Origin of the sequence: Micromonospora sp. NPDC049374 (genome assembly GCF_040677165.1) — a bacterium.
In the GTDB taxonomy this organism is placed as follows: Bacteria; Actinomycetota; Actinomycetes; order Mycobacteriales; family Micromonosporaceae; genus Micromonospora.
In genome coordinates this window covers 325,849-351,914 of the sequence record NZ_JBFAQH010000004.1, presented here as the reverse complement: position 1 = coordinate 351,914, position 26,066 = coordinate 325,849, and the positions used below count along the sequence as shown (strand labels likewise).

At 70.1% G+C, this 26,066-nt stretch carries 26 protein-coding genes; 20 read left to right on the top strand and 6 right to left on the bottom strand.

Going from position 1 to position 26,066, the window contains the following annotated elements; translation table 11 throughout:
- Positions 1-91 precede the first annotated feature (91 nt).
- From AB0J93_RS09950 to AB0J93_RS09915, 8 genes are read left to right on the top strand one after another with little or no spacing between them, the layout of a single operon-like run.
- Positions 92-841 carry an ATP-binding cassette domain-containing protein gene (locus AB0J93_RS09950; protein ID WP_363920104.1) on the top strand — a complete coding sequence of 250 codons (750 nt, stop codon included), beginning with the start codon at positions 92-94 and terminating at the stop codon, positions 839-841.
- Positions 838-1,728, top strand: coding sequence for a phosphonate ABC transporter, permease protein PhnE (gene phnE / locus AB0J93_RS09945; RefSeq protein WP_363920102.1), 891 nt, complete (start codon positions 838-840; stop codon positions 1,726-1,728). The genes AB0J93_RS09950 and phnE overlap by 4 nt, the downstream gene beginning before the upstream one ends.
- A gap of 2 nt (positions 1,729-1,730) precedes the next feature.
- The gene (locus AB0J93_RS09940; RefSeq protein WP_363920100.1) at positions 1,731-2,084 is read left to right on the top strand and encodes a DsrE family protein; all 354 of its coding nucleotides are present in this window, start codon (positions 1,731-1,733) and stop codon (positions 2,082-2,084) included.
- Positions 2,085-2,099: 15 nt separating this feature from the next.
- Positions 2,100-3,260 (top strand): FAD/NAD(P)-binding oxidoreductase, encoded by a 1,161-nt coding sequence (locus AB0J93_RS09935; RefSeq protein WP_363920098.1) that lies wholly within the window; start codon positions 2,100-2,102, stop codon positions 3,258-3,260.
- 57 nt (positions 3,261-3,317) lie between these two features.
- Positions 3,318-3,944: a 4Fe-4S dicluster domain-containing protein gene (locus tag AB0J93_RS09930; protein ID WP_363920096.1), complete on the top strand. Its 627-nt coding sequence runs from the start codon at positions 3,318-3,320 to the stop codon at positions 3,942-3,944.
- The gene (nrfD, locus tag AB0J93_RS09925; protein WP_363920094.1) at positions 3,941-4,951 is read left to right on the top strand and encodes an NrfD/PsrC family molybdoenzyme membrane anchor subunit; all 1,011 of its coding nucleotides are present in this window, start codon (positions 3,941-3,943) and stop codon (positions 4,949-4,951) included. The genes AB0J93_RS09930 and nrfD overlap by 4 nt, the downstream gene beginning before the upstream one ends.
- Positions 4,952-4,956: 5 nt before the next feature.
- Positions 4,957-7,530, top strand: coding sequence for a molybdopterin-dependent oxidoreductase (locus AB0J93_RS09920; RefSeq protein ID WP_363920092.1), 2,574 nt, complete (start codon positions 4,957-4,959; stop codon positions 7,528-7,530).
- Positions 7,527-8,129 (top strand): molecular chaperone TorD family protein, encoded by a 603-nt coding sequence (locus AB0J93_RS09915; RefSeq protein ID WP_363920090.1) that lies wholly within the window; start codon positions 7,527-7,529, stop codon positions 8,127-8,129. Before AB0J93_RS09920 ends, AB0J93_RS09915 begins: the two co-directional genes overlap by 4 nt.
- Before the next feature lie 55 nt (positions 8,130-8,184).
- Here AB0J93_RS09915 and AB0J93_RS09910 read toward each other — a convergent pair whose 3' ends face one another.
- Both AB0J93_RS09910 and AB0J93_RS09905 read right to left on the bottom strand, forming a co-directional pair.
- Positions 8,185-9,411 carry an acyl-CoA dehydrogenase family protein gene (locus tag AB0J93_RS09910; protein ID WP_363920088.1) on the bottom strand — a complete coding sequence of 409 codons (1,227 nt, stop codon included), beginning with the start codon at positions 9,409-9,411 and terminating at the stop codon, positions 8,185-8,187.
- Between the two features lie 58 nt (positions 9,412-9,469).
- The gene (locus AB0J93_RS09905; RefSeq protein ID WP_363920086.1) at positions 9,470-10,138 is read right to left on the bottom strand and encodes a class I SAM-dependent methyltransferase; all 669 of its coding nucleotides are present in this window, start codon (positions 10,136-10,138) and stop codon (positions 9,470-9,472) included.
- 263 nt (positions 10,139-10,401) lie between these two features.
- On the opposite strand from AB0J93_RS09905, the gene AB0J93_RS09900 reads away from it, so the two are divergent.
- The 4 genes from AB0J93_RS09900 (at position 10,402) to AB0J93_RS09885 (ending at position 12,646) form a co-directional block, all read left to right on the top strand.
- Complete coding sequence (locus AB0J93_RS09900; RefSeq protein WP_363920084.1) at positions 10,402-10,752, top strand: VOC family protein; 351 nt, start codon at positions 10,402-10,404, stop codon at positions 10,750-10,752.
- 22 nt (positions 10,753-10,774) lie between these two features.
- Positions 10,775-11,128 carry a metalloregulator ArsR/SmtB family transcription factor gene (locus tag AB0J93_RS09895; protein ID WP_363920082.1) on the top strand — a complete coding sequence of 118 codons (354 nt, stop codon included), beginning with the start codon at positions 10,775-10,777 and terminating at the stop codon, positions 11,126-11,128.
- A gap of 23 nt (positions 11,129-11,151) precedes the next feature.
- Entirely contained in the window at positions 11,152-11,676 is a 525-nt protein-coding gene (locus AB0J93_RS09890) for an SRPBCC domain-containing protein (RefSeq protein ID WP_363920080.1), read from the top strand.
- A gap of 118 nt (positions 11,677-11,794) precedes the next feature.
- Complete coding sequence (locus AB0J93_RS09885) at positions 11,795-12,646, top strand: NAD(P)-binding domain-containing protein (protein WP_363920078.1); 852 nt, start codon at positions 11,795-11,797, stop codon at positions 12,644-12,646.
- Here the strand turns inward: AB0J93_RS09885 and AB0J93_RS09880 are convergent.
- Entirely contained in the window at positions 12,638-13,999 is a 1,362-nt protein-coding gene (locus tag AB0J93_RS09880) for an aminotransferase class V-fold PLP-dependent enzyme (protein WP_363920076.1), read from the bottom strand. The genes AB0J93_RS09885 and AB0J93_RS09880 overlap by 9 nt on opposite strands.
- Before the next feature lie 195 nt (positions 14,000-14,194).
- Between AB0J93_RS09880 and AB0J93_RS09875 the strand changes: the two genes are divergently transcribed.
- The 7 genes from AB0J93_RS09875 (at position 14,195) to AB0J93_RS09845 (ending at position 20,655) form a co-directional block, all read left to right on the top strand.
- Entirely contained in the window at positions 14,195-14,746 is a 552-nt protein-coding gene (locus AB0J93_RS09875) for a peroxidase-related enzyme (RefSeq protein WP_363920074.1), read from the top strand.
- Positions 14,747-15,141: 395 nt separating this feature from the next.
- Entirely contained in the window at positions 15,142-15,585 is a 444-nt protein-coding gene (locus AB0J93_RS09870; RefSeq protein ID WP_363920072.1) for a hypothetical protein, read from the top strand.
- Between the two features lie 50 nt (positions 15,586-15,635).
- On the top strand, positions 15,636-16,370 hold the full coding sequence (locus tag AB0J93_RS09865) for a DUF6073 family protein (protein WP_363920070.1): 735 nt from the start codon (positions 15,636-15,638) through the stop codon (positions 16,368-16,370).
- A gap of 11 nt (positions 16,371-16,381) precedes the next feature.
- The gene (locus AB0J93_RS09860; RefSeq protein ID WP_363920067.1) at positions 16,382-17,122 is read left to right on the top strand and encodes a hypothetical protein; all 741 of its coding nucleotides are present in this window, start codon (positions 16,382-16,384) and stop codon (positions 17,120-17,122) included.
- Between the two features lie 27 nt (positions 17,123-17,149).
- Entirely contained in the window at positions 17,150-18,382 is a 1,233-nt protein-coding gene (locus AB0J93_RS09855) for an AarF/ABC1/UbiB kinase family protein (protein WP_363920065.1), read from the top strand.
- Positions 18,383-18,417: 35 nt separating this feature from the next.
- Positions 18,418-19,902 (top strand): DHA2 family efflux MFS transporter permease subunit, encoded by a 1,485-nt coding sequence (locus AB0J93_RS09850; RefSeq protein WP_363920062.1) that lies wholly within the window; start codon positions 18,418-18,420, stop codon positions 19,900-19,902.
- A 96-nt stretch (positions 19,903-19,998) separates the two neighbouring features.
- The gene (locus tag AB0J93_RS09845) at positions 19,999-20,655 is read left to right on the top strand and encodes a metalloregulator ArsR/SmtB family transcription factor (protein WP_363920060.1); all 657 of its coding nucleotides are present in this window, start codon (positions 19,999-20,001) and stop codon (positions 20,653-20,655) included.
- Positions 20,656-20,672: 17 nt separating this feature from the next.
- Here the strand turns inward: AB0J93_RS09845 and AB0J93_RS09840 are convergent, their stop codons facing one another.
- The 3 genes from AB0J93_RS09840 to AB0J93_RS09830 all read right to left on the bottom strand — a co-directional run bounded on the left by AB0J93_RS09840 (position 20,673) and on the right by AB0J93_RS09830 (position 24,964).
- Complete coding sequence (locus AB0J93_RS09840; RefSeq protein ID WP_363920058.1) at positions 20,673-22,730, bottom strand: SpoIIE family protein phosphatase; 2,058 nt, start codon at positions 22,728-22,730, stop codon at positions 20,673-20,675.
- Positions 22,731-22,891: 161 nt separating this feature from the next.
- Positions 22,892-23,734, bottom strand: coding sequence for an NAD(P)H-binding protein (locus AB0J93_RS09835; RefSeq protein ID WP_363920056.1), 843 nt, complete (start codon positions 23,732-23,734; stop codon positions 22,892-22,894).
- A gap of 45 nt (positions 23,735-23,779) precedes the next feature.
- Positions 23,780-24,964, bottom strand: coding sequence for an epoxide hydrolase family protein (locus AB0J93_RS09830; RefSeq protein WP_363920053.1), 1,185 nt, complete (start codon positions 24,962-24,964; stop codon positions 23,780-23,782).
- A 63-nt stretch (positions 24,965-25,027) separates the two neighbouring features.
- On the opposite strand from AB0J93_RS09830, the gene AB0J93_RS09825 reads away from it, so the two are divergent.
- Complete coding sequence (locus tag AB0J93_RS09825) at positions 25,028-26,026, top strand: YafY family protein (protein ID WP_363920051.1); 999 nt, start codon at positions 25,028-25,030, stop codon at positions 26,024-26,026.
- Positions 26,027-26,066 lie beyond the last annotated feature (40 nt).

Below are 26,066 nucleotides of genomic sequence, written 5' to 3'. Positions count from 1 at the left end.
CGGAGCGTGATCGGGCGGGTACACATCCAATAGTTGTTGGAATAGACAAGCTATGTGAAGACACTCCTCCGGAAGGTGGACGGTGCGCACAATGGACATCCGACTGACCGAGGTGACCGTTGCCCTGGACCCGCACCGCCCACCTGTGCTCGTCGGAGTCGACCTGGGTGTCGGCGAGGGCGAGCAGGTGGCGCTGCTCGGCCCGTCCGGAGCCGGGAAGAGCACGTTGCTCCGGGTCGTCCTCGGGGCGGTCCCCCCGATCGCCGGTCAGGTCCGGGTGGGGGGTCTCGACCCGTACGGCCGCAGCGCTGACGCCACCCGGATCCGCCGCGCCACCGGCATCGTCCGCCAGCGCGACGATCTGGTCCGCGGACTCAGCGCTCGAACCAACATCCTGATGGGTCAGAGCCACCACTGGCGGTTGACCGACTGGCTCGTGGTGCTGCGGGGGCGGACCCCGCACCGCCACGCCGCGCAGCTGGGCGCACTGGCCCGCAAGCACGAGGTGGAGGACTTCCTCGACGTGCCGATCGAGCAGCTCTCCGGGGGGCAACGCCAGCGGGTGGCGCTGGTCCGGGCGCTGCTGTCCAACCCCCGACTGCTGCTCGCCGACGAGAGCACCAGCGGACTGGACCCGCGCCGGGCGGCGGAGGCGCTGGCCGACCTCCGGCGCGCGGACGGCGCGACCCTGGTGGTCACCACCCACGACCTCGCCGTGGCCCGCCAGTTCCCCAGGATCATCGCGCTGCGGGACGGGCATGTGGTCTTCGACGGCACCACCCTGGCCGATGGCACGGTCCACGACATCTACGGCCGCCAGCCCGTGGGAGTCCGGTCATGACCGCCACCACCGGCGTCGCCACCCAGCAGCGACGGCAACGGTCTGATCCACCGCCCCGCCGCAGACGCCCGCGTCCGAGCCGCTGGTTGCTGGCGGTGGCGGTCGCCGCGGTCGTCGTCTGGTCGCTGCTCCAGACCGACGTCGGCGTGTCGTCCCTGGTGCTCGGCCGGGCCGGGGCCGCCCGGCTGCTGTCCGGCATGTTCCCACCCGACCTCGACAACGAGCTGCTGGCCCGGGTGGCCGCCGCGGTGATCGAGACACTGCAGATCTCCGTCGCCGCACTCTTCCTCGGCGCGGTGCTCGGGCTGCCGCTCGCCGTGCTGATGGCCGCCAACGTGCAGATGCCACGGTGGCTCTCCGGCGGGGCACGGGCGGTGGCCACCGTGCTGCGGGCCGTACCGGAGCTGCTCTGGGCTCTGCTGTTCGTGGCCACCGTCGGTCTCGGCCCGGCCGCCGGGGTGTACGCGATCAGTCTGCACGCCGCCGGCCTGCTGGCGAAGCTCTGTTCCGAACAGCTGGAGGCGGTCGATCCCGCCCCTGTCGAGGCGATGCGACTGACCGGCGCCACCCGCACCGCCACCGCCGTCTTCGGCATCTTCCCCCAGGCGCGGGCGAACGTCGCCTCCCAACTGCTCTACCAGTGGGAGTGCAACATCCGCAGCTCGGTGGTGATCGGTTTCGTCGGCGCCGGCGGCATCGGGCAGGCCCTCGGCATCGCCATGAATCTCTTCCGCTACCAGCAGATGGCGACGCTGCTGGTCGCCGTGGTGGTCCTCGTCGTCGGCGTGGATCGACTGTCCCGGGCCGTCCGTGGCCGCCTCGGTGCGGCGGCCCCGAGGCGTGACGGGCGTTGCAGCATGTGGTTTCCCCAGTCCTTGAGGAGGTAACGATGAAGATCCTGTTCGTCCTGCACGACCCGCCCTACGGCACCGAGCGCACCTACAACGGCATTCGCTGGGCGCGCCAGATGGTCGACGCCGACGGCGCCAACGAGGTCCGAGTGTTCATGTTCGGCGACGCCGTGGCGGCCACCGCCGCCGGGCAGAAGGTGCCCAACGGCTACTACAACCTCGACAAGATGATCACCGCCTTCACCGACAAGGGCGGTGTGGTCGGTAACTGCGGTGCCTGCATGGATGCCCGCGGCATGGCCGCGGATCGCATCGTGGCCGGCGCGCACCGCTCCTCGATGGTGCAACTGGCCGAGTGGACCGCCTGGGCCGACAAGGTAATCAACGTCTGAGGGAGGTGCCTGACCATGGCGAATACCGTTGTCGTCCTTGGTGCCGGGGTCGGCGGCCTCACCGCTGCCACCCGGCTGCGCGAGCTGCTCCCCGAGCGGGACCGGGTGGTGCTCGTCGACCGCTCCTTCGACGGGGTGCTCGGCCTGTCCCTGCTGTGGGTCATGCGCGGCTGGCGCGACGCGGAGGAGGTCCGGGTCAAACCGCGTGAGCTGCCCGGCATCGATATGCGACTCGGGCACGTCGAATCGATCGATCTCAAGGCCCGGGCCGTGCTCACCGATCGCGGCGTGCTCACCTACGACGCGCTGGTCATCGCGCTCGGTGCGCAACTCGCCCCGAGCCGGATCCCGAACCTGACAACCGCCGCCGACGCGGGCGTGGCCGGTGAGTTCTACACCCTTTCCGGAGCCGCCCACCTGAGGAACCGGTTCCTGGACGTCGACACCGGCCGGGTGGCCGTGCTCGTTGCCGGCGTGCCGTTCAAGTGTCCGGCGGCCCCGTTCGAGGGCGCCCTCCTCATCGCCGATCTGCTGCGTGAGCGCGGTGTCCGTGACGCGGTCACCATCGACACGTTCACCCCGGACCCGCTACCCATGGCGGTGGCGGGACCGGACGTCGGCAAGGCTCTGGTCGCGATGATGGAGGAGCACGGGATCGGCTTCCATCCCGGTCGGACGATCGACCGGATCGACCTGGCCGGACGACGGATGCTGTTCTCTGACGAGAGCGACGAACCGTTCGACTTCCTCGTGGCCGTACCGCCACACCGGCCGGCCGCCGCCGTCGTCTCCACCGGCCTGGGCCCGAACGGGTGGATTCCGGTGGACGCACGCACGCTGGCCACCGCCGTACCGGCCGTGTGGGCCATCGGGGACACCGCCGCGGTCACCCTGCCCAACGGCAAGCCCCTACCCAAGGCCGCCGTCTTCGCCGAGGCCGAGGCCGAGGTCGCCGCCGCCGGCGTCGCCCGGCATTTCGGCTACGACGGGCCGGAGCCCTGGTTCAGCGGCGCGGGCTCCTGTTACGTGGAGGTCGGCGGGGGTCGCGCAGCCAAGGGGGCGGGCATGTTCCTCGACCCGCCGGCCCCGGCGGTCGTCCTGCACGAGCCCTCGCCCGAGTTCCATGAGGAGAAGCGGCAACAGGAGCGGGACTGGCTGGCGCGTTGGAACGCCTGACCCCTGAGCTGCCGTGCCGTGCCGGCCGGCGCCCACCCACCACCACGGAGGCTGACCATGACCCGGCTGGGCATGCTCATCGACCTGAGCACCTGCATCGGCTGCCACGCCTGTTCGGTGGCGTGCAAGGCGGAGTTCGACGTCCCGCTGGGCGCGTTCCGCGACACCGTCCACTACGTCGAGCAGGGCAGCTACCCCACGGTGACCCGGCACTTCATCCCGGTGCTGTGCAACCACTGCGAGGACGCGCCCTGCCTGAACGCCTGCCCGACCGATGCCATCAGCCGGCTGCCGGACGGCCAGGTCGTCATCTCCGAGGGCGATTGCAATGTCAACCGGTACTGCATGTCGGCGTGCCCGTACGACGCGATCTATATCGACGAGGACAAGGGCGCGGCTCAGAAGTGCACCTTCTGTGAACACCGCACTGCCCAGGGGCGGGAACCAGCCTGCGTCTCCGCCTGTCCCACCGGTTGCCGCGTGTTCGGGGACCTGGACGACCCGGACAGCGAGATCTCCCGCCGGGTGGCCGCCAGCCCGACCACCGTCTGGAAGGAGTCCGCCGGCACCTCGCCGCGGGTGCGCTACGTCGATCCCCGCAACGCCCTGCCGCTGATCGCCGTCAACGGGGTGCAGGTCGACACCCGCGCGGACCTGACCGGCGGCCAGGAGCGGAATCGATGACCGCTCCGTTCACCGCCGGCCGGCCGTGGGGTGCCCTGGTTGCGGTCTATTTCGTCATCATCGGTCTGCCCAGCGGCCTGGGCCTGGTCACCTGGGGCCTGGGCCGTCTTGGCGGGCCAGGCACCCGGCTGCGCCGATACACCGACCCGCTGTCCGCCGCCACCCTGGTCGCGATCTCCGTGCTGCTGGTGACCGATCTGGGCAGGCCAGAGCGGTTCTTCCTGATGCTGACCCGGTTCGACAACCTCGGCTCGCCGATCGCGGTGGGCGCGAAGCTCATCGCGTTGAAGCTCGCGCTGCTGGTCGTCGCGATCTGGGCGGTGGAGCGGTACCGGCGCCTGAACACCGTCGCGGCCCGCGGGTACGAGCGGGGCGGAACCGGAGCGGTCCGGACCGGCACACTCACCATCGAGCCGCCCGCAAGCCGCCGCTCTGCCCGGGACGCCGCGGCCACCGGTACCTCCGGGCCGCCCGGCCCGGAGGTCGGCACCGCCGTCGGTGCCGCGCTGATGCCGATCGTCGGGTGGGGACTGCTCGCCACCAGCTTCGCCCTCGCCCTGTATCCCGCTGCGGTGCTCTCCCGTACCTGGTCCTCACCGTTGGCCGCCACCAGCGGGGCGGGCCTGCTGTTCCTGCTGACCTCCCTGCTGCTCGGCGCCGCCGCGATCGGCCTGCTGGCGGCCACCGCCCCGGCCCGTCTCGGGCTCTCCGGGCTGCTGAGGCCGGTCCGCCGGCTACTGCTCGGGCTGCTCGGGGCGTACGCCATCACCCTGGTCTTCGAAGCGCTCAGCCTGATCGGCGACCCGCGCCACAGTCGAACCGTCGCCGAGTTGTCCACCGGTGCCCAGGCCCAGCTCTGGTGGCTGGCCGTGGTGGCGGTGGGTCTCGTCGTCCCCGCCGCCGTGCTGGCGATCGAACGCCGCCGGGCCTTCGTCGCCGGGGCCGCCGTCGCGGTCGTCGTCGGCGCCTGCGCCGCCCGCTTTCTCCTGTTCTCAGTCGGAGGCTGACCATCATGCTGAAGGACGTCGCGGACCCGAACGCTGAGACGGCGCCGGACTCCCCGCACGGGTGGGCCCTCACCCGCCGGGACCTGCTGGTGCTGGGTGGACTGGCGGCCGGTGCGACTGCCGGCCTGGCCGGCGTCGAGGTCGTCGCGGCCACCGCACCGCACGACGGGGGTACGGCCGCCGGCACTCCGGAGCCGGTACGCCGGGTCCCCTCGATGTGCCAGATGTGCACCACCGCCTGCGGCATCATCGGCCATGTCCGCGATGGACGGCTGGTCGGCGTGGAGGGCAATCCCGAGGACCCGAACAGTCGAGGCGGGGTGTGCGCCAAGGGGGTGGCCGGACCGTCGGTGCTCTACGACCCGTACCGGCTGCTCTACCCGATGCGGCGCGTCGGCGCGCGGGGCGAGGGACGCTGGCGACGGATCAGCTGGGAGGAGGCGTACACCGAGATCGGCGATCGGCTGCGCCCGCTGCGCGAGCAGGGCCGCCCCGAGGAGTTCTTCTTTCAACAGGGCCGCAACCGCTCGGCCGACGCGGTGCGGCGGTTTCTCAACGCCTACGGCACCCCGTCGTTCTTCAACCACCGGGCACTCTGTTCGCTCAACCGCCGGGCCGCCATCCTGGCCACGATCGGCGAGTCCGACTGGGATCTCGGTGACTACGAGAACAGCCGCTATGTGCTGAACTTCGGCAGCAACTGGGCGGAGGCCCACCAGGGCCACATCCCGGTCGCCACCCGGATGATGCGGGCCCGGTCGACGAACGGAGCCAAGATCGTAACCTTCGATGCCCGGCTGTCCAACACCGCGGCCCTCTCCGACGAGTGGTTCTGTGTCAAGCCGGGCACCGACGGGCTGATCGCCCTGGCCATGAGCAACGTCATCTGCGCTGAGGAGTTGTGGGACCGGGACTGGTTCGACCGCTGGTCCAACTTACCCGCGGCCGAGTACGCTCGGCACCTTGCCCGGTACACCCCGGAGTACGCGCAGGCCGAGAGCGGGGTACCGGCGACGGCCATTCGCCGCATCGCCCGGGAGTTCGCGGCCGCCGCGCCCCGCTGCACCACCATCTGCAACCGGGGTTCCGCCGCGCACCGCAACGGCTTCTACAACGACCGCGCGATCACCGTGCTCAATGCCCTGGTCGGCAACATGGGCCAGGTCGGTGGCTGGTGCTGGCACCCGAGATCGGCCTGGGACACCGATGCGCTGCCGGAACCGGAGCCGGTCCCGCCCAAGCCGGTCCGGCGCAGCCTGATCGCCGAGGCGAAGGGCTGGCCGCTGGCGAACGCCTGGCAGCGGAACCAGATGAAGGTCGCCGAGATCGTCTATCTGTGGATCAAGGAGGGGCGGCAGAAGGCCTCGGCGTTGATGACCTACAACTGCGACCAGGCCTGGTCGTTCCCGGACACCCGGCTGATCCGCGAGGTGCTCACCGACACCGAACTGATCCCGTTTCACGTGTGCATCGACGTGATGTACTCAGACACCGCCGACCTGGCCGATATCGTGCTGCCCTGGACCACCTACCTGGAACGGTGGGACATCGACTCCCGACCACCCCAGAGCCTGGTGGACTACGTCGGGCTGCGCCAGCCGGTGGTGCCCCCGCTGGGCGAGTCCAAGGACATCCGCGAGATCTTCCCCGAACTGGCCCGCCGTATCGGCGGTGGAATGGAGACGTACTACCCGTGGAATTCCGTCGAGGAGTACCTGGCCGAGTACTTCGCCCCGGTTCCCGGTGGACTGGACCACATGCGCCGACACGGCGTCTGGCAGGACCCGACCAAGAAACCCGCCTACCGTCCATACGAGCGGCAGCTCAGCGCCGATGAACTGGCCGGATCCCGTACCGACCCGCAGACCGGCATCATCCACCAAGGCAGCGATCCGCAGACCGGCGAACCGCTCGCCGTCGGCATCATGATCGACGGAGTGCCCCGCCGCGGATTTCCGACCCCGTCGCGGAAGGTCGAGGTGCACAGCGCCTTCATCGCCGACCGCGGAGACGAGGCGGGTGTGCCGATTCAGCCGCTGCCGGTGTATGAGCCCATCCCCGCGCATCAACGGGACTTCGCCGCTGACGAACTCATCATGATCAGCTTCAAGTGGAACGTGCACAACGCGCACCGGACCAGCCAGTCCAAGTGGCTCCAGGAGATCGCGCACACCAATCCCGCCTGGCTCAATCCCACCACCGCGCAGCGGCTGGGACTCCGTCAGGGCGACTGGATCGAGGTCACCGGGCATCGACCGTACGACCGGCAGGTGCCCGGGGGCGACGGAGGAGTGATCGGCAGCCTGCGCACCCGAGTCCACCTCACACACGGGGTCCACCCGCAGGTCATCGCGATCGCGCACAACGCGGGTCGCGGGCAGGGAGGGCCGTTCGCCACAAACGGCGTCGACCGGACCCACCAGCCCGGCTACGGGCGCAGCGCCGACGGCGACCAGGGGAGGATCTGGTGGGCCGGTGCGCTGTCGGTGGCCCAGAACACCATCATGCCGATCTACCCGGACCCGGTCTCCGGTCAACAGGCCTACCACGACACCGTCGTCCGGGTGCGGCGGGTATGAGCACCCCCGTGGACACCGCCGTTCAGCGGGCCGTCGCGGCGACGTGGCGGCTGGCCTCCCGTACCTTCGCCGTCGAGGTCGACCCGCCGTTCTACGCCGCCCTGGTGCGGTTGTCCGCCGAGGCCGGCCTGCGCGCCACCGGGCTGGACCTGATGGAGGACCGGCTGCGCTCGCTGCCGGTCGAGCAGGCGCTGGAGGAACTCGCCGTCGAGTACGCCCGGCTCTTCGTCGGCCCCCGGCCGCTGGTGCCGCCGTACGCCTCCGCGCGGTCGGGCCGCGCACTGGGTGCCGGTCCCCGGCGGGCGCTGGAGGATTTCCTGGCCGCGTACCGGTTGCGGCCGGTGCCGCCGGTGGCCGCGCCGATCGTCGCGGTCGACCACGTCGCGGTGGTGTGCGCGTTGCTCGACACCCTGCACACGGCCGCGGCCGGCGACGCCGAGGCGGAGTTGGACCGGGACACCGCCCGCGAGGCGATAGACGACCTGCATCGCAGCGAGTTGTTGAGCTGGGTGCCCGAGCTGCTGTCCGACGTGGCCGACGGTGCCCGGTGCGGGCCGTACCGGCCGGTGGCGCGGATCACCCTGCCGCTGCTGCCGTGAGCGCCGGTGGGACGGGGTGCCGGCGGTCCGCGCCGGCACCCCCGGTCGGCGCGGATCAGGTGTAGTACGACGGCTGGGGCAGCTCGCCGAGCAGCGCGTAGCGGCCGACCTCGCGCCGTTTGTAGGCCACCGGATCGTGCAGGCTGTGGGTGCGCAGGTTGCGCCAGAACCGGTCGAAGCCGTACCGCGAGGCGGTGGCCCGGGCGCCCATCACGTCGAAGATGCGGGAGCAGACGTCGAGGCCGTCCTGGATGATGCGTTGCTTGGCCGCGGAGATCCGCACGGCCGTCTCACCGCGCTGCTGCCAGGTGACCGCCGCACGAGGGCCGTGCAGGTGGGCGGCGAGCTGCGCGTTCACCGCGTCGATCAACGACTCGGTGGCCCACAGCCGGGACCGGAAATCGCCGTACGCCTCGAGGATGTACCACTCGTCGGTCGCCGACTCCTTGTCGTCCCCGCCGTACGGCCAGGGGCGGGTGGTGGTACGGGTGTACTCGACGGCAGCCGACACGGCGCCCTCGGCGATGCCCTGGTAGAGGTTCGTCATGATCAGCTGAAGGGTGAGCAGGGAGAGGCTGTTGTACGGCATCGGGTGCGCGGTCTTGTCGACGTAACCGATCGCCGCGTGCCACGGCAGTCGCAGTCCGCTGATCGTCACGCTTCCGGACTCGGTCAGCCGCTGGCCCATGTTGTCCCAGTCGTGGTGATAGACCAGATCCGGCGACTTGGAGTCGACGATGGTGAAGACGGGACGGCCGTCGGGGAGGCTTCCGGCAAGGCAGGTCCGGTCGGAGACCCCGCTGCCGGAGGCGAAGCTCTTGCGCCCGTCGAGCCGGATGGTGTCACCCTCGTCGGTAACCGTCAGGTCCTTGTCCCGTGGATTGATCGCCCCGCTGTAGAAGTGGCGGTTGCGGGTGTAGAGCTGTTCCTCCTCGGCTATCTGTGTCTCGGTGCCGAAGAACCGGACGGCCCACGACCAGAGGTAGTGGTAGCCGAGCAACTGGCCGATCGAGCCGTCTGCCCGGGACACCTCCCGGCAGGCGCGTAGCGCCGTGGTCCAGGACTGGCCGCCACCGCCGTGTTCCCGGGGCCCCAGCAGCGTGACCAGCCCGGAATCCTTCAGGAGTTGGACCTCACCGTGCGGTGCCCGCCCGTGCCGGTCACGCTCAGCCGCGTCCAAGGCCAGCGTCCGGGCCACCTCACGGGCGCGGGCGAGCCACTCGTCGGGGGTACGCGGAGAGACGTCGAACCGGTCGCTCGCCGGTGTCTGCGCAGTGGTCATCGCCTTCGACTCCTGTCGGTGAGGGACTGATTGGCCGGTGAACGGGGCAAGGTCGCCGTCAGCCTCCGGCGGCCGGCTCTCGGGTCGCCGTGACCAGCCATGCCGGCACCTCGACGAGGTCGCCCGGCGTCGCCCCCAGGACCCGCCCGACGGCCTCGTTGGGCACGCGTTCGAGCAGGGTCTCCTTGTCGGTGTGCCGTACCCGCCACCCGGTCGCGGTGAGTTCGGTGGCCAGCGCCTCGCGGCTGAGGCCCTCGGGTCCGAAGCGCGGCGCGTCGGCCGAGAGCGCGAGGACGTGCAGGGTCGCGTCCCGGAGGCTGACCTCGTGCAGCGAGCGCAGGTACCGGTGCCGGGCCGGGGCGTCGAGCACGTGCAGCGCGCCGCAGTCCACCACGGCGTCGAACCAGCCGGCGAACCGGGTGAGCGCGGTGAGGTCGGCGACTTCGAACCGTACCGGCAACGCGCGGCTGGCGGCCTTGCGGCGAGCCAGCTCGACGGCGGTCGGGGACAGGTCGCAACCCACCACTTCGACCACGTGGCCGGCAAGGTAGAGGGCGAGGTCGCCGGTTCCACAACCGGCGTCCAGGACGCGACCGGACCGCAGCTCTCCGCGTTCGTAGAGTCGGACGAAGGCCGGTTGGGGCGTGCCGACGTCCCAGGGTGGGAGGCCCAGTGGACCCTCGCCCCGGTAGACGGCGTCGAACCAGTCCGGTGGGAAGGCGCTCATCAGGGCATGACCTCCTGCGGTGTCGGCGGCCGGATCGCTACCGACTTCAATTGACAAACATATAGTGAACTACGACTCGACCATAGGAGCGCCTCGATCGGGGCGTCAAGGGCCATGGCGTGGGCCAGCAAGATTCGAGCGACGGGTGGGCATCGGCGGGCATGAGGTGTCCTCTGATAGCTGTTACTTGCGAAAGCTGGCGCTAATGAAAGCCGGCACCTAGACTTTGCCGGGTAGCCGAACCGCAACCGTGAGGAGTGGTCATGGGACAGCCAGTCGCCTGGTTCGAGATCGCCGTCAAGGACGGCGCCAAGTCGCGCCAGTTCTACGCCGATCTCTTCGACTGGAAACTCAACTACGTCGAGCAGATGAACTACGCGATGATCGACACTGGCGGCGAGGGTATTCCCGGTGGCATCGGGAAGGCTGGTGACGGCCGCACCTCCGGGGTGCTCGTCTACGTGGTCGTCGACGACATCAACGCCGCCCTGACCAAGGCGGAGTCCCTCGGCGGCAAGACCGAGGTGTCGCCCTACGAGATTCCCGGCACGGGGCACCTCGCTGTCTTCAGCGACGTGGAGGGCAACCGGATGGGTCTCTGGCAGCGCGCGTGACTCGCCGGCTAGGGTGCCCGTGATGCCCAGTCAAGGACCCGCTCAGGACGTCGACGTGGTGCTCCGCGCCATCGCGGAGCCACGCCGTCGAGCCATCCTGACCCTGGTCTCGCCCACGGAGATGTCGGCCGGTGAGATCGCTCAGCAGTTCGACGTGACCAGGGCGGCGGTCTCGCAGCACCTCCAGGTGTTGAAGGAGGCGCGGCTGGTGACCGAGCGGCGGGAGGGGACACGGCGTCTCTACCGGGCCAGTGAGACGGGCCTGACGGAACTGCGGGCGTTTCTCGAGGCGCTGTGGCGGCAGCGGATGGAGGTGGCTCGCGACATCGTGGAGGACACCGGCCGCGAAGACGGCGGCGTGGCGGCTGCCAGCTAGGGTTTTCTGGCAGACTGGCCGGCATGGCTGCCGCCGATGCCGCGAGGTCGTCCTCCGTCAACATTGTTGAGCCGATACGTCAGGCCGTGCTGGTCGAGGCGGCACAGGAGCGGACCTTCGACACCTTCATCGGACGGCTCGCCGAATGGTGGCCGATCCAGACCAGGGTTCTCGCGCCGGGTGCGGTGCGCGACGTGATCGTCGAGGCTCACCTCGACGGACGCATCTACGAGGTACGCGACGACGGCAGCCAGTCCGACTGGGGTCGGATCACGTCGTGGCGGCCACCGGAGTCACTCTCTTTCACCTGGGAGGTGACACCCGGGCCGGACTTCACCGAGGTGGAGATCCGTTTTCAGCGGCTCGGGCCGGCCCTGACCCGGGTCATGGTGACCCATCACGGCTGGGAGCGGCTCGATCCGGCCCTGTTCGACCGGTACCACAAGTTCGCCAATGGCTGGCCAGGGATCCTGCGCCGGTTCGCGATGCTCGCCGAAGGCGGCGTCTCCGGTGGCGCGGAGCTGCCGGAGATGCCGCCCTGCGACTGACGGCCATCGGTTCGCCCACGCGCGGCATCTCGCAGCCTGCGCCGTTGCTTGACAGTGTCAGATCGTCAGTGAATACGATCGATAACTGAAGCGACGCGTCGACGGCGGGGGTTGAAAAGTGTTTCCCGATGACCAGTCGCGGCGGCTTCCCGCCCCGCATGCCAAGGGTGCGGCGGGGTCGACCGGGCGAGGATCCGGGACGCACCAGGACCGACTGGTTCGTCGGCCGGCACCGGCCGCGAGGCCGACCATCGGCATCGTGGGTTGCGGCGCGATGGGATCAGCCCTGGCCCGTCTCTTCGCGGCCCGCGGCTTCCCGGTCAGCCTCACCAGCCGGCGGCAGAGCAGTGCCCGCCGGCTCGCCGACGCGCTGCCGGGCGCGCGTGCCGGCGACCCCCGCTGGGTCGCCGCCGGCGCCGACGTGATCCTGCTCGCCACTCCCGTCTTCGCCGACTACCGGCAGCTCGCCCGCGATCTCGGGCCGGTGCTGCCCGGTACGCCGGTCATCGACATGTCCAATCCGGGTCTGGGCCGTCGGGCGACGCTCGTGGGCGGCTGCTCCGGAGCCGAGTCCGTGGCGTCGGCCTTCCCGGCGCGGACGGTGGTGAAGGCCCTCAACTGCCTGTCCCCGCGCCAGATCGCCGGGTTGGACCGGAGATGTCGGGTGCTGGTGCCGGTGGCCGGCGACGAGGGCCTGCCCAAGCGGCGGGCGGTGGCCGTCCTGACCGAGGCAGGTTTCGACGTGGCCGACACCGGCGCGCTGTCCAACAGCAGGTGGATCGAGGCGTTGACCGAGATCCTGGTCAGGGTGGGCCAGACCGAGGGGGTCGGTGCTGCGGTGGTCTCCCTGCTCGGACAGCTGCACGCGTACGACGAGGCGGTGCGAGCGACCCCGTCTGGTGAGTGCGGCAACGGCGACGCCGCCCTGCCGACAGTCAGGACGGCGTCCACGCCGCGGGGTTCAGCGTAGTGCGGCCACCGCCCGGACGACCCGGGTCACCTCCTGCGGGCTGGTCACCAGGCTCGGTCCGAACCTGACGTAGGACTGCCGGTAGGGGGTCGCACCGGCGAGGATGCGATGTCTGTCCCGAAGCCGGGTGACCACCTCCTCGGCGCTCAATCCGTCGATGGCACAGCAGACGATCCCGGAGGACAGCTCCGGCGAGCGCGGGGTGACCAGCCGGACGTGGGACAGCTGGGCCAGACCCTCCTTGAGCTGGCGGGCCTGCGCGTGCGTGTACGCCGCGATCCGGTCCCGCCCCACCGCCCGGTGGAAAGCCACCGCCTCGGGCAGGGCCCACCGCTGCTCGAAGGAGTGGTAGCCGCCAGGGCTGTGCAGGTCGCCGGGAGCACCGAGCGGTGGCTGTCCGGTCAGCCAGCCGACGAACGCCGGGATCGAGAAGCTCGGGATGGTCGTCCGCAGCCGTGCCCAGGCCTCCGGACGGCCCCAGACGAAGCCGGTCCCGCGCGGGCCGAACAGCCACTTGTGCGTCGCCGTCATGAAGAAGTCGACCCCCAGCGCCGGCACGTCGATGTCCTCCACCGCGAAGCCGTGCACCGCGTCGAGGCAGACCAGGATTCGTTCCTCGACGTTGCGGCGGGAGTTCAACTCGGCGATCGCCTCCGCGATGCGGCGCACCGGAAGCTTGACCCCGGTGCTCGAGTGCACCCAGGTCATGGCCAGTACCCGGGTGCGTGGAGTGACCGCATCGAGCAGCCGCGCCACCATCACCTCCGCCCGCGCGGCGGCGGGGTCGTCGTAGGGTGCGACTTCCCGGACGACCACGCCGTCGGATTCCCGGCGCAGCCGCAGCGCCTCGTACGTCGAGTAGAACTCGTGCGTGGTGGTCACCACCTCGTCACCGGGGCGAAGCCGCAGGCCGGCGTAGACCAGACCGATGCCCATCGTGGTGCTGTCGGTGAGTGCGATCTCGGCCGGAGCGGCCCCGATGTAGTCGGCGAGGGCGGCCCGGGCGCGGGCACCGAGCTCGATGTCGGCCAGACCCATCTGATACCGCTCGGGGTAGGTGTCGAGCTGGTTGCGGACGGCCGTGATGGCGGTCCGCACGGAGGCCGGATGGGACGCCAGCATGAACGCGGCGAAGTGGGCGTGCTGTCGGGTGAGGAGGAACTGGTTTCGGACCGAGCGCCAGTCGTGCGGATTGAAGCGCGGCGGGGTGGCCGTCGCCGCCGTCGCGGTCGCCGGCGGGAGCAGCGCCATCGCCGGCGCGGCGAGCGTCGCGCCGCGCAGCAGAGCCCGTCGTCCAACTGGTCCGCCGGACCGCGACAACTGGCTCTGGTTCATCCCTGTCGATTCGGGCATGGTGCCTCCTCGTCGCCGCCCATCGCCTTGTGGCGGGCGGTTGCTGGGTCGGAGCCTATCTCTTGACTATATTGTTCTAAAGCAAGAGACTGGCCTGCGTAGAACCCGGAGGGGAAACCCCGCAAGAATTCGCATGTTGCGGGAATGGCCCGATCCCACCGGTGCCCACTCACGCGTCCAGCGAGGGAGTTCGCCATGCCCCACGTCACCCTGCCCGCCGGCCTGATGCCCGGCACCCCCGGCCTCATGCAGTACCGCCAGGAGACCGGCCGTCCGCTGAGCGAACTGGCCGAAGTCCTGCTCCGCGACGAGCACACGCTCAGCCGGGCCGAGCGGGAGTTGATCGCCGCGTACGTCTCGGTGCTCAACGAGTGCCGGTTCTGTACCAACACCCACAGCGAGATGAGTGCCCAGCAGCATCCCGAGGGCCGCTCCCTGGTGGACAAGGTGCTGGCGGACCACGTCAGCGCCCCGATCAGCCCCAAACTGAAGGCGTTGCTGACCATTGCCGGAGCCGTGCAGGAGAGCGGGCACGCGGTCACCGAGCGGATGGTCGAGGCGGCCCGCGGCGAGGGGGCGACCGACATCGAGATCCATGACACGGTCCTGATCTCCGCGGCCTTCTGCATGTACAACCGCTACTGCGACGGGCTGGCCGTGGTCGTTCCGGAGGATCCGGCGACCTACGTGCCGATGGCCACGGCCATCATCCGCGACGGCTACAGCATGTGCGCCCGCGGCCACTGAGGTACCGATCGGATCAGTTACCGAGCGGCTGAAGGCAAGCTCATCGGTAGCCAACCGTCGACGCGTTGCTGACGGCCAGCGCCCGTGGTCCGGGTGCTGGCCGTCCTTTGTGCTGTTCAGCGGTGGGGTGTGGGTGGCTGGCCGAGCCGGCCAGAAAATCCATCCATGGCCATTGACTATATCTTTCTAAAGTGGTTCGCTGTTCATAGCGGAAGACGCGTCAGCCGCCGACACCCCACCGACGCGGCCGCCGGAGACCACTGCCGGTTCCCGTCGTCTCGTCCCCGCACCCCGAGACCCGACGCGACGGCGCGCGCCCCCGGTACCGGCGGCAGACCGAACGCCCTTCCCCAGGACCCGTCCGTCACCGCTTCAGCTCAGGATCGGAGAACGCCATGACGACAAGCGGCAGCACCATCGGGACAGCCTCGCCGGACATCACCGCGCTGATCAGCCAGTACCGCGAGGTCTTCGTGCCCGCGGCCATCGACTACCTCGAGGAGAAGATCTCCGCCAACGAGTTGCGGGAGCGGTGGCGTCCCTACTACGACCAGACCTTCCACCGCTACGACCTGTCCGTCGAGCAGGCCTGGCGGCAGTCGTCCGGCTCGGAGGGTCGACTCGAGTCCGGGGAGCCCAAGGCGGACCCGGCGCACGCCGTACCCCTCATGCACTTTCCGGTGAGCATCGCTCACAACAACCTTGACCGCCTGATCGAGGTGCTCGTGGCCGAGCTGGGTGACCAGACGGTGGCCAAGACCGCGATCCCCGCGCGCAAGGTCGACTTCGCGCACGTCGTCGACAGGCTTGATGCCTTGATGGCGTCACTGGCCGACTAGCCGGTACCGCCGAACCCGTCCAGACATCGCAGGAGCGAAAGGACAAGGTCATGACTCGACCACTGAACATCATCAGGATGCTGCAGGAAAGGGGCGTCGCCGTCGGCATCGACGGCGAGAGCCTCGCCCCGGCGAAGGTCGTCGAAGGGCACGAGGCGGCGTGGGGAGGGCCGGGGAACCTGTACCCGATCCGCCCGTACACGCTGACCCCGTCGGCCCTCGAGGCGTTCACCGTCCGTGAGCGGATCCACGTCCGCATCGACGGTCTGGGTGAGGACGTCGTCGACCTGTACGGCATGGCGATCTACCGTCGCCACGACCCGCACGCCGCGCAGGGGCGGGAGCTGGACTGGGCCAGCAGCACCATCACGGCCCAGTTCCTGTCCCTCCAGGTGACCGGCCACAGCGACATCTTCGGCCAGGTCAAGGTCATGAACACCCCGGCCAAGCCGGAGGGTGCGCGGGTCAAGCCCAGCCCGTCCCACTTCACCACCCCCATGCCGATCAAGGACTGCGTCACCGCGATCTACCCGCAGTTCGAGGTGGAGCAGCTCGGCCAGACCGTGACCACGGGCGAGCAGATCGTGCGGCTCGAGTCCCGGGTCGCCATGGTCCCGCCGATCGGCGACGTATCCCGTACCTCCATGAGGTACCCGCTGTACGACGGTGAGAACCGTCAGGTCGGCGAGCTCATCGCGGCGGACATCGAGATCGGTGCGCTCCTGCACCACGTCCCGATCGACAGCGCGGTGATCCCGGAGTACCTCGCCGGCGTGCTCGCCTAAGCACTGAGAACATGGACGACGTGCGTGTTGCGGGGCCGGTCCGTCCGAACCTTCGGGCGGGCCGGCTCACGGCCTACACCTTCAGCGTGGAGACGGCGATCGGCCGCAACCCGATGCGCTACCTGCTCGCCCGTCGCTTCGACGGCGAGCGTCCCACGCGCGCCACCACCGTGCTCTTCGTCCTACAGCCGGCCGTGCTGTCCGGCACGTACGTCCGGATCGAGGAGGACAAGCTGGCCGGTCGTTGTCAGGTCCACACGTTCCTGCCGACCATGGCCGCGCCGTTGCCGGTGGCCGAACCGCTGACCTTCGACTGCCTACCCTTGACCGACGTCAGCTACCTCGACCTGATGGCATGGTCACACCCGGCGCTGCGGCCGGTCGAGACCACCCACGCCGAGGACCGGAACCTCGACGGCTCCGCCGCGGTGGCACCGGACACCCGTCACTATCTCGGTCCGCCCAGCCTGCCGACGCTCGAGGTCACCGAGTTCGTGGACCTGGACCGGGGACTGGTGTCCCGGCGCCTGTTGCGGCGCGACGGGCAGCCGCTGCGTACCTGGGAGATCACCGAGCACGGTGGTGCCGGGGGAGAGGAACCCCCTCGGCGTATCGAGGTGTGCCGGTCGCGCACCGGCCACCGGACCGAGTTCATCCGAACCAGCCCCGCCGTGGCGTTGCCGGACGGTGTGTTCACCCGACCGCCCATGCAGCTGCGGCACGCGGCGGAGGAGCGGCTCGACAGGAGGTGACCGACCTTGCCACGATCCCTTACGCACGTGGCGGTCCGGACAGCCCGGGTCGGCGCGGAGGTAGGTGCGGCAGCGCTGCGCCTGGCCGCCGCCCGAGTCGCCCGCCGGCCGGATGCCCTCGGCGTCGAACTGAGCCGATTACTCGACCGACTCGGTGGCGCGTACCTGAAGCTCGGACAGCTGCTCGCCACCCGGGTGGACGTGATCGGCCCCGATCTCGCCGCCGCTCTCGGCCGGCTGCACGACCGGGCCAGACCGATGAGCGCCGGAGCGGCCCTGAGTACTGTCCGAAGCGGCTTCGGCCAGGTGCCCGCCTTCCTCGAGGAAGCCGTTCGCCGGCCCCCCGTGGCCAGCGGCTCCGTCGCGTGTGTCTACCGAGCCGAGACCGAGGGCCGCATTCTCGCGGTCAAGGTGCTCCGGCCTGACGTCGGCTGGGCCATGCGCAGCGACCTGGCGGCGATCCGGGCCCTGGCCGCGTCGCTGCAACGGCTGCCGAAGCTGCGCCGGATCCCGCTGGCGGAGATCGTGGACCAGCTCGCCGATTCACTGCTGACACAGCTCGACTTCGTCGCCGAGGCGCAGAACCTGCGCCAGCTACGCGAGGACCTCGGCCGCGTACCGGGCGTGGTCGTGCCGCAGGTGGTCGCCGAACACTGCCGACCGGGTGTGATCACGATGGAGTTCCTCGACGGCCTCGACACCTCCACCGTTCATCAGCTTGCCCCTCGGCAGCGGGAGCAGGAGGTACGTGCGCTGGTGCAGGCCGTCTACCGGATGCTGTTCATCAACGGCTTCATCCACGTCGACCTGCACCAGGGCAACACCTACTTCCGTACCGACGGCACCGTCGCCGTGGTCGACGCCGGCTTCGCCTTCCGAATGGCCGAACCGGCCCGTCGAACGTTCACCGAGTTCTTCGCCGGGATGATCAGAGGAGACGGCGAGACCTGCGCCGACATACTGCTCTCCACCACCCGGGGTGACCTGTCCGGCGCCGACATCGACGGTTTCCGCCGGGACGTGATCCGGTTGGTGACCGGCAGCGCCGGCCTGACGGCCGAGGAGTTCAGCCTCGTCGCCTTCTCGGTCGAGCTGTTCGACCTGCAACGGCGCCGCGGGCTGTTCGCCGAACCCCAGTTCGTCTTCCCACTGCTCTGCCTGCTGTCGCTGGAGGGCACCGTGAAGCGTCACCACCCGTCGATGAACTTCCAGCTCGAGGCGGCACCGCACGTCATGCACGGACTGCTCGACACCGTCTGAGCCCCACCCACCACCCCGGATCCGAAGGTGACGACATGCCGGACCGCGCCGCTACCGAAGTCTCCACCCGCTTCGTTCCGACGGTACTGGCGCTCTGTCTCGCCACCTTCGTGGTGATGACCGACACCACCGTCGTACAGGTCATGCTTCCGACCCTGATGCGGGAGCTGGGGGCCGGCCTCGACCAGGCGCTGTGGGTGGTGAACGCCTTCGTCCTCGCCTACGGGGCGCTCCTGATCCCCGGCGCCCGGATCGGCGACATGCTCGGCTTCCGTAAGGTGCTCGTGGCCGGGCTGCTGGTGTTTCTCGTCGGCTCGGTTCTCTGCGGTGTCGTCGGATCGGTACCCCTGCTCGTCGCGTCCCGGTGCGTGCAGGCCGTCGGCGGCGCCCTCCTCGTTCCACAGACCCTCGGCCTGATCACGGTGGCGGTTCCGGCCCACCGCCGGGGCACCGCGTTCGGAATGGTCGGTGCCACCATGGCGCTGGCTGCCATCGTCGGCCCGGTGCTCGGCGGGCTGCTCGTGGCGGAACTCGGCTGGCGCTCGGCCTTCCTGGTCAACGTGCCGCTGTGTCTCGGAGCGCTCGCGTTGGTGCGCCGGTTCGTGCCGGAACGCGCTCCCAGTCGCCGCCATCGGCTCGACCTCGGCGGCGTGGTACTGATCGCGGCCAGTGTCGGCATGATCACGTACGCGCTGCTGACCGCCGGTCGGTACGACACCGACGCCGCCGTGCCGGTGCTCTTCGGCGCCGGCCTGCTGCTCTTCGCGGGCTTCGTCCGATGGGAGCAGCACCGTCGTGAACCTCTGGTGCCCGGCGCACTGCTTCGGCACCGTTCCTTCACGGTCTCGGCGGCCCTGGCCGCGGCACAGTTCGCCGTGATGTTCGGGATGATGCTGCTGGTGACGCTGCATCTACAGGGCACGCTGGGTAGCGGACCGGTCCGCACCGGCCTGGTGTTCCTGCCGATGGCCGTGGTGTCCGGAGTGGTCTCACCCCTCGCGGGGCATTTGACCGACCGTTGGGGTGGTCGACGGATCATCACCGCTGGCTTCGTCGCCTTCGCCGTCAGCCTCGGCTGGCTCGCGGTCGTCGGTGACGCGACGGCCGGCGCGCTCGACTTTCTGGGACCGCTGGCAATCGCCGGGCTCGCGGTCGGCTTGGTGATGGCGCCCGTCAGTACCGAGGCGATGCGAGGGCTGCCGGAGCACCTGCTCGGCGCCGGTGCCGGGGTGCTCAACACGGGCCGCCAACTCGCTGGGGCGGTGGGCGTGGCGCTGGTCGGAGGGGCACTCCAACTGGCCGCTGCGGTTCGACAATCCATGCCCGAGCCGGGCTCCGGCCGGTCCGGACTGGACGGTGTCGCCTCCTTCGCCGGTAGCCCCCGGGGCGCGCTGCTGGTGCTGGCGGTGATCGTGGCCGGCTCGCTTGCCGGTGCGCGGTTGCTGCCCGCGCGGGCAGCTGCCGTGACCGCATCGTCTGCACGGCGCGCCGTGCGCACCGCTGCCTCGGAAGACGGCTGACGGGGCCGGTGTAGGGCCGGGTCCGCTGTCCAAGATCGGCTTCGTCGTCGCTGGCTCACGGCTGGTACAGTCTTCCATGCAAAGCTGGAGGATGATATGGGCGACCCGACGCGCAAGGCGGCACTCTTCGACAACCTTGCCCGGGTAGGCAAGGCGCTCGGCAACGGCAAACGGTTGGAGATACTCGACCTGCTCGCTCAGGGCGAGCGCAGCGTCGACGCGCTGTCCCGTGCCGCCGGGCTCGGGCTGACGACCGCCTCGGCCCACCTGCAGACCCTCCGCCAGGCAGGTCTCGTCGCCTCCCGCCGCGACGGTACCCGGATCCACTACCGGCTCGCCGGCGACGACGTCGCCGGGCTCTTCCAGATGCTGCGTGACGTCGCCGCGACGCACCTCGCCGACGTGGTCGCGGCCAGCCGCGCCTATCTCGGCCCCGACGACGCCGTCCCGGTCGGGCGCGAAGAACTGCTCCGCCGAGCCGAGCAGGGCGAGGTCGTCGTCCTCGACGTCCGACCCGCCGCCGAGTACGCCGCCGGGCATATCCCCGGAGCGATCAGTATCCCAATCGACGACCTCGCCGACCGGGTCGCCGAGATCGCCGCCGACGTCGAGGTGATCGCCTACTGCCGCGGTCGATACTGCGTGTTCGCCCACGAGGCGGTGCGGATCCTGTCCGCGCACGGCCGGGCCGCTCACCGCCTCGATGAGGGCATGCTCGAATGGCGGTTGGCCGGGCTGCCCGTCGCAGCCTGAGCCCAGCCGATAACCCGTCAGTGCTCGACCGGGTCCCGGGTGAGGCAGAGCAGGGCGATGTCGTCGCGTCGTGGCGACGGACCGACGTCACTGGCCAGGATGTGGTCCAGGATCTCGGCCGGGTCGAGGCGGGGCGCGTCGTGCACTGCCGCGCACAACTCCTCCAGGCCCCGGTCGAGCGGATGGCTGCGGTCCTCCACGAGTCCGTCGGTGTACAGCACCAGGGTGGCGGCGGGCGGAAGATCGAAGCGGTTCTCGCGGTAGACAACCGAGTCCGTGACACCCAGGGCGGGGTGCGTGGGGAGACGGACCAGACCGGTGGTGTGTGCGTCGCGCAGGATCGGCGGTGGATGTCCGGCGAGCACTCCGGTGACGGCACCCTCGGCGACGTCCAGTTGCAGGTAGCAGCAGGTGGCCATGGTGTTCAGTCGCAGGGCGCGGATGAGGTGGTTGACGTTGTTCATGACCACGGACGGCCGCTGCCCGGCGATGGCGTACGCGCGCAGTGCGTCACGGACCTGGCCCATCGTCGCCGCGGCCGCGGTGTTGTGGCCGGCGACATCGCCGATCACGACGGCGACGACACCGTCACTGATGGGAATGATGTCGTACCAGTCGCCCCCCACCTCGGCGCCGCGTGTCCACGGTAGGTACCGGGTCGCGTGCCGCAGCCCCGCCGTCTGTGGCAGCGTCGCCGGCAGCAGCGCGTGCTGCAGCTCGGAGGCGATCGACACGCTGGTCTCGAACAGCATCGCCCGCTGAAGTGCCTGGGCTCCCAGCCCTGCCAGTGCCGTCAGCGTCGATCTGGTGTCGGGATCGAAGTCGCGCGGGCTCCGATAGCCGACGACGAGCGCACCCAGCACCTCGCCGGCCACGGTCAGCGGGAGGAAGGCCCACGCCTGGCGGGACCCGGGCGGGACGGCTGTCTCCGGGTCTGGCTGAGCGGCGTGGAACTGCGCCAGTGAGGTCAGGTAGCGCGGCTTTCCGGTGTGGGCGACGGTCGCCGCCGGGTAGGGATGCTCGATCGGCAGATCATGCAGCCGCGCGACGACCTCCGGTTCGTACGCGGCGTGGTAGGCAAGGCGCAGGGACTGCTCCTGGCGCAGGAGCAACGCCAGGGACTGCCCGCCGGCCGAGGGCCGCAGCACCGATCCGATGGCGGTGTACACCTGCGCTGTCGTGCTCGCCGCCACCAACGCCGCGGTCACGCTCTCCAGGCTGCGGGCACGGGCGGCGGCCTGCTCGGCGCGGGCCACGCTGTCGGCCAGCTGGCGCTGTTTGTCGACCTGCTCGGTGATCTCCCGGAACGACACCGCGACGTGACTGCCGCTGGTACGCCCGACCTTGATCTCCCACACCTGGCTGATCTCGGGATAGGTCAGCTCCTGCCGCCACGGCTCCCCGGTCTCGGCCACCGTGCGGTAGCGATCGAACAGCCCGCTGTCCCAGCTGTGGGCAGAGACATCGCTGAGCCGGTGACCGATCACATCCTCCACGCTGCAGCCGGTCATCTTGGCCCCGACCTGATTGATGTATTCGCAGACGAAGTCCACGATTTCCGCACTGGCGTCCCGCACGGGACGAAGCACCGTGAACCCGTCGAACGCGGTGTCGAGCATGTCGTACAGCCGTACCGCACCGGCCGACTGCGGAGACACCGTCACCTGGCGCAGGTCCACGCACCGAACCATGATCCCGTCGCGGTACGGCCCCACCCGGAACTCGAAATGTCCGGTGATGGACTGCCGCTCGTAGTACACGGTGCGTAGGGCCGGGTTCCCCGTCTCCACGACCGACCGGTAGAACGGAAGCGTCCCGTCGTGCACGGTCTCCGGCCACAGCTGCCGGTAGCGGTGGCCGACCAACTCGACGCGTGGCCGTCCGACCAAGCGGCAACCCGCGTCGTTGATGTAGGCCAGTTCGAAGTCAACGATCAGACGACCCTCGTGCACCGCCCGGGCCAGCATCCAGCCCTGCGGCTCCAGGTCCAGCATGGCGAGCACCTGAGCGTCAGGCAGCCAGTCGTCCACCCCGCCACCTCCCTCACGCGCCATCGCCGCGCGCACAGGCATCATCGCCTGCCGACATCACCTTCGCCTAATGTCGTGGTCCCTCCGAGATTCAACGACAATGGTCGTGACGGCGATTCAACGACAACGGTCGGGACAGGTTTTCGCCGGCTGGAGCTGTGCGGGTTGGGTGGCAGGGGCGGCGAACCCGCCCCTGCCACCCGGAATCAGCCGGCGAAGTCGGGCCGGTGATCCTCGGCCCACGCGGCGTAGGTCCGCGCGGGGTTCCCGGTGATCCGCTCGATGACGTCGTTGACCGGCGCGGGTTTGCCGACCGCCTCCGCCATGAGGCCGAACAGCGCCGTCAGAAACTCGCGGTCCATGAACTGGCTCATCTGCTCCAGCACGGGCTGCGGGTCGAGGGTCTCGACGCTGAGCGAGCGTCCGAGCGTCTTGCCGAGTATCTGGATCTGCTGCGCCTGGGTCAGCGACTCGGGGCCGGTCAGCTCGTAGGTTCGTCCTTCATGCCCGCCGTCGGTGAGGATCCGCGCAGCCACCGCGGCCACGTCTCGTTCGTGTACGGCGCTGAACGCCGCCTCGGCGTACGGCGCACGGATCACGTCGCCGCCTTGCAGCTGCATCCCGAAGGCCAGTGAGTTGACGGCCGGGAAGAGCAGTCGCAGGAACGTCCATCGGATGCCGGACGCCTCGATGGCCCGCTCGACGTCCCGGTGGTACTGGGCTATCACATTGGGCTGCCGCTCGGCCTGCGAGACGATGGCTCCGGAGGACAGGAACACCAGCCGACGCAGGCCGGCCGCCTTCGCGGCCGCCAGCAGTGGGGCGACGTCCATGCCGTACTGCGGGACCAGGAAGGCGGCGTGGACGCCGGCCAGTGCCGCCGGGAGCGTCTCCGGCTTGGTCAGGTCGCCGTGGACGACGTCGACGCCGTCGGGGAGCGCGGCCCGTTCCGGGGTGCGGGTCAGCGCCCGCACCGGCACCTGGGCGGCGACCAGTTCCTCCACCGTCTGGCGTCCGAAGTGACCGGTGGCGCCGATGACGAGGTACATGAGGGGTTTCCTTTCGTCGGACCCGCTGAGGGTGATGGAGGAGGTTCAGCGAACCTTGCGGAAGAACTGCCGGATGTCGTTGACCAGCAGATCGGGGGCGTCGTGCGCAGCGAAGTGGCTGCCCCGGTCGTAGGTGTTCCAGGAGACGATGTTCTGGTGGTCGCGCTCGGCGAACCTGCGGATCGACGGGAAGTCCCAGGCGAAATTGGCCAGGCCGAGCGGCACGGTGGTCGGCTCCGGCACGGAGGTGCCCCGGCCGTTGGACTTCTGCTGTACGGGCGCCGCCGCCGCGTCCTCGTAGTAGAAGCGGGCCGCGGAGGCCGCCGTGTTGGTCAGCCAGTAGAGCATCACGTTTGTGAGCACGTAATCCGGGTCGAGCTGCTCACCGAGCAACTGGGCGTGCCAGCCCAGCAGGCCGGCCGGCGAGTCGGCCAGGGCGTGCGCCAGGTTCTGCGGCTCCGTGGACTGGAGCTTGTCGTACGCGCCCCGGTTCTGGGTGAACCATTCGGTGAACGTCAGCTTCCCGCGCTCCTCCTCGGAGAGGCCGACCAACTCGGCAGGGTCGCCGGACGGAAAGGAGAAGACCTGCGTGACGTGTACGCCGCAGACGTGTTCCGGGTCGACCCGGCCCACCTCGACCGAGATCAGCGAACCGCCGTCGTTGCCGGCCGCGCCGTACCGGTCGTATCCGAGCCGGCGCATCAGCTCGGCCCAGGCCCGCGCCACCCGGTACCGGTCCCAGCCCCGCTCCCGGGTGGGCCCGGCGAGGCCGAAGCCCGGCACCGACGGGATGACCAGGTCGAACGCGTCCGCTGGGTCGCCGCCATGGGCCGTTGGGTCGGTGAGCGGGCCGATCACGTCCAACCACTCGACCACCGTGGTCGGCCAGCCGTGGGTCAGGATCAGCGGCGTCGCGTCCGGCTCCGGTGACCGGACGTGCAGGAAGTGGATGTTCTGGCCGTCGATCTCGGTGATGAACTGCGGGTACAGGTTCAGCCTCGCCTCCCAGGCACGCCAGTCGTATTCGGTGCGCCACCGCTCGACCAACCGCTTGACGTAACCCACTGGGACGCCGTACTCCCAGCCGGGCGGCACCGGTCCCGTGGGCACCGCGTCGTCCGCCGGCAGTTCCTCGGCCCACCGGGTCCGGGCCAGCCGCTCCTGGAGATCGTCGAGGTCGGTCTGAGGGATGTCGATCCGGAACGGGGCGAGTCTGCTGTCGTTCGTCATGGTGATCAGCGTAGGAACCTATTAGGCAAGCTCCATTCCTAATCAGGTGGCAGACTCCGAGAAATGTTGGAAACCTCGGCGCGGCTGTTGCGCCTGCTGTCCCTTCTCCAGACGCCCCGGGAGTGGACGGGCACCGAACTGGCCCAGCGGCTGTCGGTCAGCACGAGGACGGTCCGCAACGACGTGGAGCGCCTGCGCAGCCTCGGCTACCCCGTGCACGGCACGCGCGGCGCGGTGGGCGGTTACCGGCTGGGTGCCGGGGCCGCCCTGCCGCCGCTGCTGCTCGACGACGAGGAAGCGGTCGCGGTCGCAGTCGGGCTGCGTACCGCCGCCGGCGGCACGATCACCGGAGTCGAGGAGACCGCCCTGCGCGCGCTGACCAAACTGGAGCAGGTGCTGCCCACCCGACTCCGGCGCCGGGTCAACGCCCTCCAGCGGTACGCCGTCTCGGTGCCCCGAGACGACCCCGGCCCCCGGGTGAGCGCGGACACGCTGAGCGCCATCGCCTCCGCCTGCCGCGACCACGAACGCCTGCGGCTCGACTACCGAAGCCACGACGGCTCCGAGAGCCGACGGGAGGTCGAGCCCTACCGACTGGTCAACTGGGGGCGACGGTGGTACCTGGTCGCCTACGACCTCGACCGGGCTGGCTGGCGCACGTTCCGGGTGGACCGACTCGACCCGCGTGGACCGGCCGGCCCCCGTTTCAATCCCCGTGACCTTCCCGAGGAGGCCGTCGACCAGGTCCGGCGGGGAGCTTCGTCGGCCGCCTGGCGATACCGGGCCCGAGTCGTCGTACACACACCGGCGGAACAGCTCGCCGAGCGCATCAACCCCGCCGTCGGCACGATCACGCCGGTCGACGACAGTCGCTGTGTCCTGGACACGGGAGCCGACAGCATCGAGGCGCTCGCCGTCCACCTCGGCCTGCTCGGCTTCGACTTCACCGTCACCGAGCCCGCTGAACTCGTCGAACTCGTACGCGAACTCGCCCACCGCTATCACCGCGCCGTCGAGACCCGGTGTGGAACGGCGAGCGGGGACCACCAGTCAGGTAGCTGACAGGCCGACCGTGTATCCGGTGGCGACCTCCGTCGTCTTG

Bases quoted from the DNA above. Each gene is read 5' to 3' on its own strand.
- AB0J93_RS09950 (WP_363920104.1), top strand. From the start codon at position 92: ATGGACATCCGACTGACCGAGGTGACCGTTGCCCTGGACCCGCACCGC.
- phnE (WP_363920102.1), top strand. From the start codon at position 838: ATGACCGCCACCACCGGCGTCGCCACCCAGCAGCGACGGCAACGGTCT.
- AB0J93_RS09940 (WP_363920100.1), top strand. From the start codon at position 1,731: ATGAAGATCCTGTTCGTCCTGCACGACCCGCCCTACGGCACCGAGCGC.
- AB0J93_RS09935 (WP_363920098.1), top strand. From the start codon at position 2,100: ATGGCGAATACCGTTGTCGTCCTTGGTGCCGGGGTCGGCGGCCTCACC.
- AB0J93_RS09930 (WP_363920096.1), top strand. From the start codon at position 3,318: ATGACCCGGCTGGGCATGCTCATCGACCTGAGCACCTGCATCGGCTGC.
- nrfD (WP_363920094.1), top strand. From the start codon at position 3,941: ATGACCGCTCCGTTCACCGCCGGCCGGCCGTGGGGTGCCCTGGTTGCG.
- AB0J93_RS09920 (WP_363920092.1), top strand. From the start codon at position 4,957: ATGCTGAAGGACGTCGCGGACCCGAACGCTGAGACGGCGCCGGACTCC.
- AB0J93_RS09915 (WP_363920090.1), top strand. From the start codon at position 7,527: ATGAGCACCCCCGTGGACACCGCCGTTCAGCGGGCCGTCGCGGCGACG.
- AB0J93_RS09910 (WP_363920088.1), bottom strand. From the start codon at position 9,411: ATGACCACTGCGCAGACACCGGCGAGCGACCGGTTCGACGTCTCTCCG.
- AB0J93_RS09905 (WP_363920086.1), bottom strand. From the start codon at position 10,138: ATGAGCGCCTTCCCACCGGACTGGTTCGACGCCGTCTACCGGGGCGAG.
- AB0J93_RS09900 (WP_363920084.1), top strand. From the start codon at position 10,402: ATGGGACAGCCAGTCGCCTGGTTCGAGATCGCCGTCAAGGACGGCGCC.
- AB0J93_RS09895 (WP_363920082.1), top strand. From the start codon at position 10,775: ATGCCCAGTCAAGGACCCGCTCAGGACGTCGACGTGGTGCTCCGCGCC.
- AB0J93_RS09890 (WP_363920080.1), top strand. From the start codon at position 11,152: ATGGCTGCCGCCGATGCCGCGAGGTCGTCCTCCGTCAACATTGTTGAG.
- AB0J93_RS09880 (WP_363920076.1), bottom strand. From the start codon at position 13,999: ATGCCCGAATCGACAGGGATGAACCAGAGCCAGTTGTCGCGGTCCGGC.
- AB0J93_RS09875 (WP_363920074.1), top strand. From the start codon at position 14,195: ATGCCCCACGTCACCCTGCCCGCCGGCCTGATGCCCGGCACCCCCGGC.
- AB0J93_RS09870 (WP_363920072.1), top strand. From the start codon at position 15,142: ATGACGACAAGCGGCAGCACCATCGGGACAGCCTCGCCGGACATCACC.
- AB0J93_RS09865 (WP_363920070.1), top strand. From the start codon at position 15,636: ATGACTCGACCACTGAACATCATCAGGATGCTGCAGGAAAGGGGCGTC.
- AB0J93_RS09860 (WP_363920067.1), top strand. From the start codon at position 16,382: ATGGACGACGTGCGTGTTGCGGGGCCGGTCCGTCCGAACCTTCGGGCG.
- AB0J93_RS09850 (WP_363920062.1), top strand. From the start codon at position 18,418: ATGCCGGACCGCGCCGCTACCGAAGTCTCCACCCGCTTCGTTCCGACG.
- AB0J93_RS09845 (WP_363920060.1), top strand. From the start codon at position 19,999: ATGGGCGACCCGACGCGCAAGGCGGCACTCTTCGACAACCTTGCCCGG.
- AB0J93_RS09840 (WP_363920058.1), bottom strand. From the start codon at position 22,730: ATGATGCCTGTGCGCGCGGCGATGGCGCGTGAGGGAGGTGGCGGGGTG.
- AB0J93_RS09835 (WP_363920056.1), bottom strand. From the start codon at position 23,734: ATGTACCTCGTCATCGGCGCCACCGGTCACTTCGGACGCCAGACGGTG.
- AB0J93_RS09830 (WP_363920053.1), bottom strand. From the start codon at position 24,964: ATGACGAACGACAGCAGACTCGCCCCGTTCCGGATCGACATCCCTCAG.
- AB0J93_RS09825 (WP_363920051.1), top strand. From the start codon at position 25,028: ATGTTGGAAACCTCGGCGCGGCTGTTGCGCCTGCTGTCCCTTCTCCAG.